We start from the raw sequence: 14939 nt of genomic DNA, 5'->3' as shown, positions 1-14939 counted from the left end.
TCGTTCCTGTCAGGCGCAGACGGCTTATCCGTGCATGTCCTGCGCGACGCCCGCCGTTACGCGGGTCGCTTCGGTCTCCGGCGTCTGGGCAACGGCCGCCACAAGCGAGATGATCTTCTTGCGCAGGACCGGGTCGGTGATCTTCAGGAAGGCGCGGTTGAGCGCGATACCTTCCTTCGACGAAACGAAGGAGGAAATCTCGCTCGGCTCGCGCGTGGTGTCGCCTGCACCGTTGCGGGCGCCGGCCGGGTCTTCACCTTCCTGGAAGAAGAAGCTCGGGTGCACGCCGAGGATATCGGCGATCGCCTGCAGGCGGCTTGCGCCGATACGGTTGGTGCCCTTTTCGTACTTCTGCACCTGCTGGAATGTGATCCCGAGGCCGTCGGCCAGCTTTTCCTGACTCAATCCGGCCATCAACCGACGCATCCTGACGCGGGAACCGACAAAGACATCGATCTGGCTGGGGGCTTTCGTGTTCACTTGCATTTCCTCCGCACTTAGGAGTGTCAAATCATGCATATGAGTTTGCTTGAATAAATGTCCCGATGCAATCACCACGGGCTAAAACACAGAGATTTGCAGTCCAATAAAAGATTTCCCCGTCGCGGCTCGGCTCTCGGTCGTCGCAAACGAGGCGGAGGCTCGGGACGGCGCCGGCGCCGTCGACACTGTGACAGACGAGGCCGCCATTTCGCGCATGCGAATCGATCGCTCCTGGACCGGCTGCATGTGCCCATGGAAATCGTCGCTTCCCCTGCTCGTGCGCTTTGTGCCGACCCGTTACGGTCACCGTTACTGTTACGTACTTGCGCTGACATGATGCGCAAAGATGCTGGTGGCTCAACCGGTTCTCGATAGGACTTATCGCGAAAGGCCAATGCAGAACCGGTTCTGATCGTCATCGCCGCCGGAGAACCGATATGCGCAGACTGACACTTGCCCTGACGCTGTTTGCAACAGTCGCAACGCCGGCTTTGGCCGGTCCGGCAACAACGAACGCATCGGTCAATTTCCGCGAAGGGCCAGGTACCGGTTTTAACAGTATGGGCACGATCGCGGAGGGTGCCGACGTCGACGTGAAGGAGTGCGACGATGCCGGGGCATGGTGCGCTGTCAGCTACAGCGGTCAGAGCGGCTTTGTCAGCGGCAAGTATCTGAATGATGCCGACCCCAAGGCGCTCGGCTGGCCGCGCGCCTACAAGACAGACAGCGAAGCAACGATCACCCTCTACCAACCCCAGGTCAGAGCCTGGAAGGATTTCACCGCGCTCGACGCCCTGATTGCGGCCGAGTACAAGAAGTCCGATGACGCCAAGCCGATCTACGGCGTCATTGCGGTCACGGGCAAGACCGATGCAGACAGCGCGTCCGACCAGGTCGTCGTTTCGGACATCAAGATGACGGAAATCAATTTCTCCGTCCTTGACCGCAAGGAACTGGCCGATCTTGCCCTCGATGTCGGCAAGTTGATGCCGGTCGGGACGATCACGATTTCGGAAAACAAGCTGACGGCGAGCCTTGCCGACTATGAGCGGCTCGGTAATGTCGAGGGGCTGAAGGCCGATCCGCCGCCGATCTTCGTCAGCAAGGCGGCGGCGATCCTGGTTCAGACCAATGGCAAGGTTGTGCTGGCGCCGGTCAAGGGCGTCGAGGGGCTCTCCTTCGCCGTCAACACCAACTGGGATCTTTTCAAGGTCGAGGCGGACGGCACCTATTATCTGCGCAACGACAAGGCGTGGCTGCAATCGAAGGACCTGGCCTCAGGCTGGCAGCCTTCGTCATCGCTTCCGGAGATATTCAGCAAGCTGCCGGACGACGACAACTGGAAGGACGCCAAGGCGGCGATCCCGACGCAGGCCGCAGATGCGGTCGTGCCGAAGGTCGTCTACTCGGACAAGCCGTCGGAGCTGCTCGTCTTCGATGGGGAGCCCAAGCTTGAGCCGGTGCCGGGCACTGGGCTCAAGGTGGCGACCAACAGCGAGAGCGACGTCTTCTACCGCGATGCGGACGCCAGCTGGTACATCCTCGTCTCCGGCCGCTGGTTTGCAAGTGCGTCGCTCGATGGTCCCTGGACGTTCGCAACGCCGAAACTTCCCGAGGACTTCCAGAACATTCCTGAAGATGCCGCTTACTACACGGTCCGTTCGTCCGTACCCGGCACGTCCGAAAACGCCGAGGCGCGGCTGAAGGCGAGCATCCCGGAAAAGGCGCGCGTGGCGCTTGACGGTTCGGTCAAGGTGGACGTCGCCTATAGCGGTGATCCGAAATTCGAGAAGATCGACGGCACGTCCTTGACCTATGCCGTCAACACCAACGAGACGGTCATCGTGGTTGGCGACAAGTATTTCGTGGTGAAGGACGGCGTCTGGTTCGTCGGCGATACCCCGACCGGGCCTTTCAGCGTCGCCAAGGCGGTACCGGACGAGATCTATACCATCCCGCCGTCGTCACCGGTCTATAACGCCACCTACGTTCGCATCTACGATACCGAACCCGACGCGGTCTGGTTCGGCTATACGATGGGCTACCTCGGCGCCTATCTTGCCTGGGACACGTTCGTCTACGGCACCGGCTGGTACTATGACGATTACTGGGACTACGGCTGGGCGGGCGGCGGCTACTGGCCCTATTATCCGACCCCGGTGACCTACGGCGTCGGCGCTTTCTACAATCCGGTCGTCGGGACCTTCGGTCGTTACGGTTATGCCTATGGACCGTACCGCGGCATCGCAGCCGGCGCTGCTTACAATCCGCGCACCGGAACCTATGTTCGCGGCGCCGTCGGCTACGGGCCGAACGGCGACCGTGGCTTTGTCGCCGCCTACAACCCGCGCACCGGCAACGCAGCGATCGCGCGTGGAGGGCACAATGTCTACGGAAGCTGGGGGTCGGCGTCGGTCAAGCATGGCTCCGACTTCGCTCGCATCAGCGGCGGCTCGACGGCAAGCGGTGGCGGTGTCCATTGGCGCACGTCTGACGGCAACCACGGTTTCGTCGCCGGCGGCAAGGGCGGTGACGTCTATGCCGGTCGTGACGGCAACGTCTATCGCCGCGACGACGGGCAATGGCAGAAGCACACGCCCGACGGCTGGCAGCCGGTTCAGAAGCCCTTGATCGAGGATCGGGCGAAGGCGGGGCAGCAGTTCGTCACCAACCACCCCGATGCCGCCCAGAACCTGAACCAGCGGATCACCACGCGCGATCGGGCCCCCGATCATCTGGCGATCGACAACATCGGACGCCAGCTCGGCAACCAGCGTTCCTTCGAGCGCCAGTCCTTCGATCAGCGGCCGTTGAACTTTCCGACGGGCAGTGCCGGCGGCTTCGACCGGCCCGGTGGTTTCGGCGGTGGCGGCTACGGCGGCGGGTTTCATGGCGGTGGCGGCTATGGCGGCGGTGGCTTCCACGGAGGGGGAGGCTTCGGCGGTGGCGGTTTCCACGGCGGCGGCGGCGGCTTCCGGCGCCGTTGAATTCCATGCGAACGAACGTTGACGGAAACGCCCAAGGGTATGCTAGCTTCGTGTAGATTTGAAATGTGCCGATCGGGGGGTCGTCACCATCGGCGGGGGTGCTGAGAATGGGCTTTATCGGGTTTTTGCGTCGCTTTCTGGAGCCGGTTCTCGGTCTCCTTGCGATTCTTCTTGTGCTCTTCGGAGCGGTGTTGCCAGCCGTTGCGCAGGATGCGGCGACTGTCGCACCGCCTGCCAAGGTACAGCAGTTGATCCAGCTGCTCGACGACCCGGAGGTAAAGCAGTGGCTGTCTGCGAAACAGGCGCCGGTTGCAACGACGACAGCAACCCCGACCGAGACCCCGGCGACAGGGGTTGTCGCGCGGTGGACGGCCGAAATCAGGCGTCATCTGACGGGCATCGGCAATGCGGTGCCGCGCGTTCTTCCGGAAATGCAGGCGGCGCGGGAGCGGCTGGCTGGCGACATGGAGAGCCACGGTACAGCCCCGATCCTCAAAGGGTTCTTTTTCATCCTGCTGATCGGCTATGGGGCCGAGTATCTGTTGCGTTGGATTTTGAGGCGCAGCCTGAAAGGCGCGGTGCTGACCGGGCCGGCCCGAACCATGCTCGTGCGGGTCCTGCCGCTGATCGTGTTCGCTGCAGCGGCCATGTCCGTGCTTGCCATTGCCGACTGGCCGATGCGACTGGAGACGACGATTGCGCCGTTGCTCGGCGCGTGGATCGGCGCCCGCCTGCTGATGATCATCGCCTCGGCGGTCCTGACCGGCGGCCCGGTCACTGAAGGGAGCGCGGACGGTCGGACCGGGTATCTGTCGCTGACGGCCGATGAAGCCCGCTTCTGGCATTGGCACAGCCTGTGGCTGATCGCCGGCGCAGCACTCGTCTGGGGTGTTGGCGATGCGATGCGCGCTCTCTCCATTTCGACCGACGTGCATGATCTCATCAGCGCGATCCTGGGGCTGGTTGTCCTGGCCGTTGGAATTCTCACCGTGGTTAAGCGGCCCGCGGGCGCCGTCATCGGTTCGCGCCGCATCGTCGGCAACGTACTTCTGATCGCCTTTTTGATCGTCCTTTGGCTGCTCTGGGTCGCGGGCATGGACGTTCTGTTCTGGATCGGTCTCTACGTGATCGGCCTGCCGCCGCTGCTGCGGTTCACCAGCGCCTTTACCAAAACTCTGCTTGACGCCTCGGCCGAAGACGAGACGCGCGTCATGCGCAACATCTTCATCGAGCGCGGAGCCAGGTTGCTGGTCATAGCGCTCGCAGCCGGCTGGCTGGCTCTCATCTTCAAGGTCAGCGCCACGGCAATGATGGAGGATGACGCGTTCAACCGGGTTGTCCGCGGCGTGCTGGCCGGCGTCGTCATCCTGCTGGCGGCAGATCTTGTCTGGCAGTTGGTGAAGGGGTTCATCAACCTGCGCGTCAAGCAGGCCAATCACGCGACCGACGACCCGGCTGAACGTGCCCGCAACACCCGTATGATGACGTTGCTACCGATCCTGCGCAATTTTCTCGCAGCGTTCATCGCCGTCGTGGCGGTGCTGATGGTGCTGTCCGGTCTCGGCGTCGAAATCGGTCCGCTGATCGCCGGCGCCGGCGTGTTCGGTGTGGCGATCGGCTTCGGTTCGCAGACCCTGGTCAAGGACGTCATCAGCGGCGTCTTCTACATGATGGACGACGCGTTCCGCATCGGCGAGTACATCCAGAGTGGCAGCTACAAGGGCACGGTCGAATCCTTCAGCATCCGCTCGGTGAAGCTCCGGCACCATCGCGGGCCGGTTTACACCGTCCCCTTCGGTTCTCTGGGTGCGGTGCAGAACATGAGCCGTGACTGGGTGATCGACAAGTTCCTGATCAACGTCTCCTTCGATGCCGATGTGGCCAAGGTGAAGAAGGTGGTGAAGGGCATCGGTGCGAAGTTGCTCGAAGACCCCGATATCGGGCCGTTGATCCTGGAAACGGTCAAGATGAAGGGCGTCGAGAATTTCGGCGACTACGGGATGACCTTGAGTTTCGCCATGAAGACCAAGCCGGGCAGCCAGACACAGGTCAGGCGGCGGGCCCAGGTCATGATCAAGGAAGCCTTCAAGGAAAACGGCATCAACTTCGCCTCGCCGACGGTGCAGGTGGCGGGCGACGAGGCGCAACAATCGGCGGCCGCGGCCGCAGCGACACGCGACGCAATCGCCAAGAAGAACGCCGCGGCAGCGCTCGGCGAGGGTGGCCCGCCGCAGGAGTAAGAAGGACTGGTCGATAACGGTGCCCTGGGCTGGGGAGGCCAAGATGAAACGCCTGTTGTTTGGAATACTGATCCTGTTGTTCGCAGGTGCCGCAAACGTGTGGGCGCAATCGAGCGAGCAGGCGAGCGAGAAGTTCCTGCGCACAATGCTCGTCCCGCACAAGGACGACTTCGACGGCATGGAAAAGCGCCGTCTCGTTCGCATCCTCGTCCCCTTCAGCAAGACGATCTACTTCATCGATCGCGGCCAACAGCTGGGAACGGCGGTCGAATTCGGCACCGCGCTTGAGAATGAACTCAACAAGGGCGTCAAGAAGCAGATCGACAAGATCCGTATCGGCTTCGTCCCCATGCCGCGTGCGAAATTGCTGTCGGCGCTCGAGGAGGGGCTCGGCGACATCGTCATGGCCAACCTGACGATTACCGAGGCGCGGCTTGCCAGGGTGGATTTCACCGATCCGCTCTTCGATGAGGCGAAGGAGGTTCTGGTCACCGGTCCCTCGTCGCCCGCGATCGCCAGCCTCGATGACTTGAGCGGCAAGGAGATCAATGTGCGCCGCTCGAGCAGCTACTATGAGCACCTGGTCGCGCTCAGCGCGAAGTTCGAGAAGGCGGGACGCGCGCCGATCGCGCTGAAGGACATGGACGAAAATCTCGAGGACGAAGACGTGCTCGAAATGATCAACGCCGGACTGCTGCCCTGGACGGTGGTCGACAAGTACAAGGCGGATATCTGGGCGACGGTCTTTACGGATCTCAAGGTGCGCGACGATATCGTGGTCTCCGACCATGGTCAGATCGCCTGGGCAATCCGCAAGGACAGCCCGAAGCTCGCGGGCGTCCTCAACGATTTCGTCAAGACCCACAGGATCGGCACGACCTTCGGCAACATCCTGAAAAACACGTACTACAAGGGCGACAAGATGCTGAAGCGCGCCTACGCGCCGGAAGATGTCGCCCGCTTCAAGCAGCTGGTGGAGATCTTCCGCAAGCACGGCAGCACCTATTCCTTCGATCACCTGATGCTGATGGCGCAGGGATACCAGGAATCGCAGCTTGATCAGTCGCGTCGCAGCCATCGCGGCGCCGTCGGCATCATGCAGCTCATGCCTGCGACGGCGGCGGACAAGTCCGTCAACATCCGCGGCATCGACAAGGACGAAGACCTCAATGTCGAGGCGGGGACGAAGTACCTTCGCTACCTCGTCGACACCTATATCAACGACCCCAAGGTTACCCCGAAAGATCAGCTGCTGTTTGCGTTCGCGGCCTATAATGCCGGTCCGGGCAACCTGCGCAAGTTCCGGGCAAAGGCCAAGGACATGGGGCTTGATCCGAACCTCTGGTTCGGCAATGTCGAGAACGCAGCCGCCGCGATCGTCGGGCGCGAAACCGTTCAATATGTGAGCAACATCTATAAGTACTATATCGCCTACAGCCTGCTAGCAGCCCATGATGCCGAGGCTGCGACGGCAAAGGGTGGAGGCGCCGAGCCGACAGTTGCGCAGTAGCCGCTGGCCCGTTGGGCCGGCCCCGATTGCAGGATGGGACGACAACGGCGGCGCGCCTTCGGTCGCGCCGGCCGGACTGGAGGAGGTGAAGACAATGATTGCTGCTCGGGCTGTCTCTGGCATCGGCCGAAACGTTGGTCTGCTCGCACTTTTCGCCTTGGTCGTCGTCGGCTGCACGACGCCGGATATCGAGCCTATTCCCGGAAGCATCACCTATGGCGGGCAACCGCGCACGAAACTGACGAAGGCACCGGTCGGCAGTATCGTCCCGCACCGCTTTACGAGCGGCAACAGTTTCGTTCAGGAAACCTACGTGATCCAGCCGGACCGCTCGTTGAAGCTGATCCGCCGGGACTACTACGATCTGCCGATCGATTGACGCGCCAATGCTGCGCATGGGTCTCAGTCGGTTGACAGTTTCTCGCTGAGGCACGATAGCTCGCTGCGGATGAAGATCGCCTTTTACGCACCGCTGAAATCTCCCGATCACCCGGTGCCGTCAGGCGACCGGCTGATGGCGCGCATGTTGGTTGCGGCGCTGCGCGCGGGCGGGCACGCGGTCGATATCGCTTCGCAGCTTCGCAGTTTTCACGCGAGCCCGTCCGCAGACGATTTCAATCGGCTCGAGCAGGCAGCGGACGCGGAAATCGCCCGTCTGCGAGGGCTCTGGCCGCGAGACGGCGTGCCGGATCTCTGGTTCTGCTACCATCCGTACTACAAGGCGCCAGACCTTCTCGGGCCGGCGCTTGCGGCAGAATTTTCGATCCCTTACCTTACCGCCGAGGCATCCTATTCGATGCGGCGAAACGAAGGCGTCCGCGCCTTCGCCCAACGGCATGTCCTGTCGGCGATCGAAAAGGCCACCGTCAATATTTGCCTCACACGGCGCGACCGTGACGGCCTCCTTGAAGCAGCACCTGCCTGCCGCCATGCGATGTTGGCGCCGTTCATCGATGCGACGCCATTCAGCGCGGCAAAGGCCGAAAGCGCCGATGCCTGCCGGATGGTCGTGGTTGCCATGATGCGCAGCGGCGACAAGATGGACAGCTACCGCATGCTGGCACAATCGCTCGCTCGTGTGACCGACGTTGCCTGGTCCCTCACGATCGTCGGTGACGGGCCGTGTCATGAGGAGGTGCGGCAAGCCTTTGCTCTGCTGCCGTCCGAAAGGCTCACTTGGCTCGGCGAAAAGACTGCGGACGAACTGCCGGAGATTCTGGCGCACAGCGACCTTTACGTATGGCCCGGCTGTGGCGAAGCCTATGGACTTGCCTATCTCGAAGCGCAGGCCGCTGGCCTGCCGGTTGTTGCCCAGCGTACGGCTGGCGTGCCGGAAGTGGTCAAGCATGGGGAGACGGGGACGCTGACGCCGGAAGGCGATGTCGTCGCCTATGCGGCGGCCATGCGTGACCTGATTGGAGATCCGCTCCGTCGCCGGCAATTGGGCGAAGCCGCCCGCCGCTTCGTCCATGACGAGCGATCGTTCCCGGCCGCGGCGCAGCGGCTGCGTGCGATTTTCGGTGAGTTTCTGGAGAAGCCGGCATGACCGACAGCCATTGGCAACAGCTTTCCGCCGCGCTTGATGCGGTGGCTGCATCCGGGCGGCAGGTGGACTTCTGGCTGCGGGACGACGACGCGGTCGAACCAACGGCGCCGCTTGATCGCCTGCTCTCGCTTGTCGAACGCTATGCGGTTCCCGTGGTCCTCGCGGTCCCGCCGGCCCCAGCGACCGAGGCCCTTGCTGCACGCACTGTCGGACGTTCGGATGTCAGCGTCGCGGTGCACGGATGGGCGCACGAAAACCACGCGCCACTTGGGGAAAAGAAGCAGGAGTTGGGCGCGCATCGCCCGCGCGAGACGGTTCTTGAGGAGTTAGGTCGCGGCCATGCGCGATTGCAGTCGCTTTTCCCGGCCCAGTTCGTGCCGATGCTTGTGCCGCCGTGGAACCGGATCGATGCCGGGCTTCTCGATGGTTTGCCAGGTCTCGGATTTCGAGTGCTATCCGTCTTCGGTCCGGAAAAACCGTCCCCGGTGACGCTCGTGAACACCCATGTCGACGTGATGGATTGGCATGGGACGCGCGGTTGCCGTGACCACGCGTCGATTGTCGCCGACATCGTGACAAGGCTCCGGCAGGTTTCCGGTGAGGCCGAAGGCAAGACAGACCAGGCGGGGCGGACCATCGGTCTGCTCACACATCACCTGGTGCACGATGACGGTGTCTGGGCGTTCCTCGACACGCTGCTTGCACTCACCGCGACGCACCCTGCGTGTCGCTGGCTCTCCGGCCGCCAGCTCACAGATCGATGATCTGTCCATCGCGGGCGGCAAAGGCACCGGCAAAGGTCGCCTGAACGTCGCGCTCCATTTCCGCCAGCGCGTCGTCGGTGCGCGACGGGTCATGGTGGAACATCGCGAGCTGCTTGACGCCGGCAGCCATCGCCAGCCGGGCACCGTGCATGCCGGTCGAATGCCCGTAGCCTTGAAAATGCGTCATCTCGCTTTCGAGATAGGTGCAGTCATAGACGAAGAGATCAGCGCCTGAGATCAGGTCGAGCACACCGGGATCGAGGATGCCGGGCTCGTGCTCGGTGTCGTAGACCAGCGCTACCGCGCGGCCGTTCCACTCGATGCGATATCCGACGCAGCCGCCTGGATGGTTGAGGCTGGTCGTGCGAACCGTTACGCCCTCACGCGGCGTCAGCACGTCACCGGGTTTGAAGTCGACGCCGTCAAGGCTCGCCTGACAGATGTCCGGATCGACCGGGAACCACGGCGGGCGCATGAAGTCACGGATCATTTCCCGTGTGGTCATCGTGCCGTGCAGATGGCCCGACCAGAACCGCACGGAATTGCGACACTTGTAGATGGGCTTGAAATAGGGGAGGCCGATGATGTGGTCGTAATGGCTATGGGTGAAGAACAGGTCGAACTCTTCGACACCTTCGGCGATCAGGGCGTAGCCTGCCTCGCGAATTCCTGATCCCGCATCAAACAGCAACACGTCCTTGCCGCATCGAATCTCGATGCAGGACGTATTCCCCCCATAGGCGACGTATTGTTGGCCGGATACCGGCAAACTTCCTCTTACGCCCCAGAACCGCACTCGAAAGTTGTCGTCACGCATTCAGTTTTGGCTTCACTACGCACGCTTGGATCATTTTGATCCTTGTGTGACTGTTAAACAAGCACATATGGCCACGCCCCTGCAATGCCATGGGTTATTATTTGGAAAGTAACCGTGGCTTCGCCAAGGGGCGGATTAGCAAGTTGCCCGGCCAAGCCCTCAATTTCTGGTGGCTTCGCGGGGTTTGGTGGCCTTTAGCAACGGCCTGTGAAACTTTTTGTTGCCCTGTTATGTAAATTATCTATCGGACCTACTGTAACTTAGGGAACAGGTCACGCATGGGCGAGGCGGCTGAAGGACGGTTTTACGACACGGTGCCTCTTTTCGATGCGTTCGAGGGGGTCGCGGACGAGGCGAACTATCGCCCGCTTCCCGATGGGTGGGTACTTGCCGTTGCCGATATCGTCAATTCAACCGGCGCGATTGCGGACGGTCGCTACAAGACGGTCAACATGGCTGGCGCCAGCGTCATATCGGCGCTGATGAACGTGCTCGAAGAAAAGACGATGCCGTTTGTCTTCGGGGGCGATGGCGCCCTGGCGGCGCTGCCGGCGTCGATGGCCGATAGGGCCCATGGTGCGCTTGCCGCCGTCAGGACCTGGGTCGCCGAGGAACTCGGGCTCGAGTTGCGGGCCGCCCTGGTGCCGGTGAGCGACATTCGCGCCCATGGCCTCGACATGCGGGTTGCCCGCTTCAAGACGAGCGACGAGGTTTCCTACGCGATGTTTGCCGGCGGTGGGGCGAGTTGGGCCGAAGCGGCGATGAAGGCCGGGCGCTACCACGTCGATGCCGCCCCGGCCGGCAGCCGGCCAGACCTCACCGGGCTATCCTGTCGTTGGAACCCGATCCAGTCGCGACATGGCACCATCGCCTCGATCATCGCCGTACCGGGGCCAAAGGGCAACGGACCGGAGTTCCAGCAACTGATCGCCGACGTTGTCGCGCTCGCCGACGAGGAAGATCGCCATGGGCATCCTGTTCCCGTGCTTGGACCCGACCCGCGGTTTTCATTCGTCGGGATTGATGCCGAGGCGCGCGCCGCCGCGCCCAAGGAAAAGCGCCTTGGCGCCCGCGTGTGGATCACACTGCAGACGCTGGTGCTATTCGTCTGTCTCAAGATGGGCTGGAACCTTGGCACGTTCGACACGACCCGATACCGCCGCGACCTCGCCGACAACACCGATTTCCGCAAATTCGACGACGGCCTGAAAATGACGGTCGATATCTCTGCCGCGCGGCTTGAACGGATCGAGGCGCGACTGCAGAGGGCGATGGCAGAAGGTGTGTGCCATTATGGCCTGCACCAGCAGGATTCGGCGCTGATGACCTGCATCGTGCCGACGCCGATGAGCCGCGATCACATGCACTTCGTCGACGGCGCTTCTGGCGGATACGCGGTCGCGGCAAGCAAGCTCAAGGCGACTTTGGCGCGCATTGGGTCCGCCGAAAAGGATGCAGGCGGTGCCGCGTAGCGCGGGTTGCACCCGGCTGCCCGCCGCCTGGCACGAGATCTTCAGGCCTTGACGATGTGGTCGCCGGCAAGCCCGTTGCGATGGAAGACGTTGCGGGTGTCGATGATGAGCGGCGCCCATCGGGACAGTGCCGAATAGTCCACGTGATCGTGGTCCGTGGCGATCAGCACGGCGTCGAACCCGGCAATCGACTTCTCGTCGAGCGGGACTGATTTGCGGCCCTTCAAGACGGCATATTCGCGCGTCGGTGGGATCTCGGCGACATAGGGATCGTGGTAAGCCGTGCGGCCGCCGCGCTCTTCGATCAACTCGATCAGACGCAGGGACGGGCTTTCGCGAATGTCTGGAACGTTCTTCTTGTAGGCAAGGCCGATGACAAGAACGTTGGAGCGGCTCAGCGCCTTGCCCGCGTGCCGGTCGAGCGCCTCGGCAAGACGGCTGACGACGTGGCGCGGCATGGCCGAGTTGATTTCGCCCGCAAGCTCGATGAACCGCGTCGGCAACTCATACTCACGCGATTTCCAGGTCAGGTAGAAGGGGTCGATCGGGATGCAATGACCGCCAAGGCCCGGACCGGGATAGAAGGGCATGTAGCCGAACGGCTTGGTCTTTGCCGCCTCGATCACTTCCCACACGTCGATGCCCATCGCCTCAAAAACGATCTTCAGTTCGTTGACGAGCGCGATGTTGACGGATCGGAAGATGTTCTCCGTGAGTTTCACGGCTTCCGCGGTGGCATTGGAGGAGACAGGCACCACGGTTTTCACCACGGAGGCGTAGAACGTCTCCATCAGTTTTGCCGCCTCGGGTCCGTCGCCGGCAACGACCTTCGGAATGCTGACGGTTTCATAAACCGGATTGCCGGGATCTTCGCGCTCCGGCGAAAAGCCGACGAAGAACTCCGTGCCGGATTTGAGCCCAGTTTCTTCGAGGATTGTGCGAACGACGCCGTCGGTCGTGCCCGGATAGGTGGTGGATTCCAAGACGACGAGCTGCGCGGGCCTGAGGGTTGCGGCAATCGCGCGAGAGGTTTTTTCGACGAAGGAAAGATCGGGATCTCGGTGCTTGGTGAGCGGCGTCGGAACGCAGATGATGATGACGTCGCAATCCGCAAGAGTCCGGAAATCCGTAGTCGAACCGAAACGCCCGGCACTGCTCTCCTTCGCAAGCGCGGCATCGGGTACTGCGGCGATATAGGACTTGCCCGCCTCGAGCGCGACGATCTTGGCGGGATCGATATCGAAACCGGTGACGCTGAAGCCTGCGCGCGCCGACGCAATCGCCAAGGGCAGGCCGACATAGCCAAGCCCGATGACGCCGATCCGGGCGCTCTTGCCAGAAATGGACGACAGAAGACTTTCGTAATGAGGTGAGGTCAAGTTTCGATTCCAGATCTCGTGGATAGACGGGCGGCGCGCCAAAATGTCGTGGTTTGTTGGAGAGAAACAAGGACCAAGTCAAGCGAGCGGTGGACGGGCGGCGACGCAGGGCCTTGACGCCACTATCAAAACTTCGTGCAGCGGTGGGCGTCACAAAATCTTTGCCGACCTCTGGAAATCGACCGGCGCCGTCAATATCTGCATAATAGAAGGGCCGCATTCCGGGTGCCTGCACGTCATTGACGCCGGAAGCGGCTGGAGCATTTTCTTAACGGGCACGGCTCATCATCATCCACCGCGAACATGGACCGGCGTCGCGCCGGGGCGTTCGCTGTCTCCGGATGCTGACACGGGGGCGGTCTGTCATGATTGGATGAGACAATGGCGACGACGACGCACGACAACGTATCCGAAATCCTCATCGACAAGGTTGCCGATTGGTTGATGCGGACTTCGCTCAGCGATGCGCCGCTGGAGACGATCGTCAAGGGCTTTTGCGAGCGGCTCGCCGCGGCCGGCTTGCCGCTGATGCGCGTCCATCTTTCTTTTTCGATGCTGCATCCGCTCTACGACGCGCTTGGATTTACCTGGGTGCGCGGCAAGGGCGTCGAAGTGAGCGGCCTTAGGCACGAGGAACTTGCGCTCAATCCCGAGCGCTTCCTGCAGAGCCCCTATTACTACCTGCTCAACAACAATCTCGAGCATGTGCGCCGCCGTATTTACATGGATACGCCGTCCGAATTCCCGATCTTCGACGATCTGAAGGACATGGGAGCTACGGACTATCTCGCCTTCATGCAGTCGCTCGGCGCGGATTCCGGCCACGGCATGGTGGGGTCCTGGACGACGGATCGTCATGGCGGCTTTACCGACGATGTGATCGGCGCCCTGCTGAAGCTGCAGCACCACCTGGCGGTCGCCGCCAAGATGGCGGTGCTTGGCAAACTCGCCGACAATATGCTGACGACCTATCTGGGCTCCAGCGCCGGCCGGCGCGTGATGAGCGGCCAGGTCCGCCGTGGCGACGGCGAAACCGTGCGCGCGATCCTCGTCATGGCCGATATGCGCCGGTCGACGATGCTTGCGGAAAAGGAAGGCCGCCAGTCCTACATCGAGACGCTGAACAGCTATTTCGACGCGATCGCAGCGCCCTTCAACCGCAACGGCGGCCATATCCTGAGCTTCGTCGGCGACGGCTTCATCGCTGTCTATCCCTGCGGGCGCCACAAGGAGCCCTCGGAGTTTGCCGCCCGCGAAGCCTTTGCGGCCGTGCGCGCGGCAACCGTGCGCATGGAGATGCTGAACGGCGAGCGGCGCAAGCAGACCCGCGACCCAATCGGCTACGGTATCGGGCTGCATGTCGGCAACGTGATGTTCGGCAATGTGGGCTTGCGCGACCGGTTGACGTTTTCGGCCTTCGGCTCGGCGGTCAATGAAGTCCAGCGGTTGCAAAACCTGACCAAGAAATACGCTCACAGCGTCGTCGCGAGCGAAGCCTTCGTCAACTATTGCGGCGGTGACTGGACGGCACTCGGCCAGGAGAAGCTCAGGGGCGTCCGGCAGAAGTTCACGATCCTCTATCCCAACGATGCTGCCTTGCTTGCAAGGGCAGACGAGCGCTTCGACGATGTGCTGCAGGATGGACTCTCCGAGGCCGAGCATGTCATGCTGCTTCATCGCAATACGCGCCCGCTCCAGCCGCCGCGCGGCCTTATCGACAAGATGCTTCAGTAAGGGGTTA

General features: G+C 62.2%; 11 protein-coding genes. 8 read left to right on the top strand and 3 right to left on the bottom strand.

Annotated features, from left to right (window positions below; translation table 11 throughout):
* Positions 1 to 24: 24 nt before the first annotated feature.
* Complete coding sequence (locus VGO04_RS29920) at positions 25 to 480, bottom strand: helix-turn-helix transcriptional regulator (protein WP_327499608.1); 456 nt, start codon at positions 478 to 480, stop codon at positions 25 to 27.
* A gap of 440 nt (positions 481 to 920) precedes the next feature.
* Here VGO04_RS29920 and VGO04_RS29915 point away from each other — a divergent pair, with 440 nt between their 5' ends.
* The 6 genes from VGO04_RS29915 (at position 921) to VGO04_RS29890 (ending at position 9530) form a co-directional block, all read left to right on the top strand.
* Positions 921 to 3470 carry an SH3 domain-containing protein gene (locus VGO04_RS29915; RefSeq protein ID WP_327499607.1) on the top strand — a complete coding sequence of 850 codons (2550 nt, stop codon included), beginning with the start codon at positions 921 to 923 and terminating at the stop codon, positions 3468 to 3470.
* A gap of 107 nt (positions 3471 to 3577) precedes the next feature.
* Positions 3578 to 5710 carry a mechanosensitive ion channel domain-containing protein gene (locus tag VGO04_RS29910; protein WP_327499606.1) on the top strand — a complete coding sequence of 711 codons (2133 nt, stop codon included), beginning with the start codon at positions 3578 to 3580 and terminating at the stop codon, positions 5708 to 5710.
* Positions 5711 to 5753: 43 nt separating this feature from the next.
* Positions 5754 to 7220, top strand: a complete 1467-nt coding sequence (locus VGO04_RS29905) for a lytic transglycosylase F (RefSeq protein ID WP_327499605.1) — start codon at positions 5754 to 5756, stop codon at positions 7218 to 7220.
* A 94-nt stretch (positions 7221 to 7314) separates the two neighbouring features.
* Positions 7315 to 7599, top strand: a complete 285-nt coding sequence (locus VGO04_RS29900; RefSeq protein WP_327499604.1) for a hypothetical protein — start codon at positions 7315 to 7317, stop codon at positions 7597 to 7599.
* Positions 7600 to 7668: 69 nt separating this feature from the next.
* A complete protein-coding gene (locus tag VGO04_RS29895; protein ID WP_327499603.1) occupies positions 7669 to 8766 on the top strand; it encodes a glycosyltransferase family 4 protein in 1098 nt (365 codons plus the stop codon).
* On the top strand, positions 8763 to 9530 hold the full coding sequence (locus VGO04_RS29890; RefSeq protein WP_327499602.1) for a polysaccharide deacetylase family protein: 768 nt from the start codon (positions 8763 to 8765) through the stop codon (positions 9528 to 9530). The genes VGO04_RS29895 and VGO04_RS29890 overlap by 4 nt, the downstream gene beginning before the upstream one ends.
* On the opposite strand, the gene VGO04_RS29885 is transcribed toward VGO04_RS29890, so the two are convergent.
* Positions 9517 to 10347: an MBL fold metallo-hydrolase gene (locus tag VGO04_RS29885; protein WP_327499601.1), complete on the bottom strand. Its 831-nt coding sequence runs from the start codon at positions 10345 to 10347 to the stop codon at positions 9517 to 9519. The genes VGO04_RS29890 and VGO04_RS29885 overlap by 14 nt on opposite strands.
* Before the next feature lie 278 nt (positions 10348 to 10625).
* Here VGO04_RS29885 and VGO04_RS29880 point away from each other — a divergent pair, with 278 nt between their 5' ends.
* Positions 10626 to 11819 carry a DUF3095 domain-containing protein gene (locus VGO04_RS29880; RefSeq protein WP_327499600.1) on the top strand — a complete coding sequence of 398 codons (1194 nt, stop codon included), beginning with the start codon at positions 10626 to 10628 and terminating at the stop codon, positions 11817 to 11819.
* A 41-nt stretch (positions 11820 to 11860) separates the two neighbouring features.
* Here VGO04_RS29880 and VGO04_RS29875 read toward each other — a convergent pair whose 3' ends face one another.
* On the bottom strand, positions 11861 to 13198 hold the full coding sequence (locus tag VGO04_RS29875; RefSeq protein ID WP_327499599.1) for a nucleotide sugar dehydrogenase: 1338 nt from the start codon (positions 13196 to 13198) through the stop codon (positions 11861 to 11863).
* Between the two features lie 381 nt (positions 13199 to 13579).
* On the opposite strand from VGO04_RS29875, the gene VGO04_RS29870 reads away from it, so the two are divergent.
* Positions 13580 to 14932 carry an adenylate/guanylate cyclase domain-containing protein gene (locus VGO04_RS29870; RefSeq protein WP_327499598.1) on the top strand — a complete coding sequence of 451 codons (1353 nt, stop codon included), beginning with the start codon at positions 13580 to 13582 and terminating at the stop codon, positions 14930 to 14932.
* Positions 14933 to 14939 lie beyond the last annotated feature (7 nt).

The organism is Ensifer sp., from assembly GCF_035999185.1.
Taxonomy (GTDB): Bacteria; Pseudomonadota; Alphaproteobacteria; order Rhizobiales; family Rhizobiaceae; genus Ensifer.
This window is presented reverse-complemented; position numbering and strand designations above follow the sequence as displayed.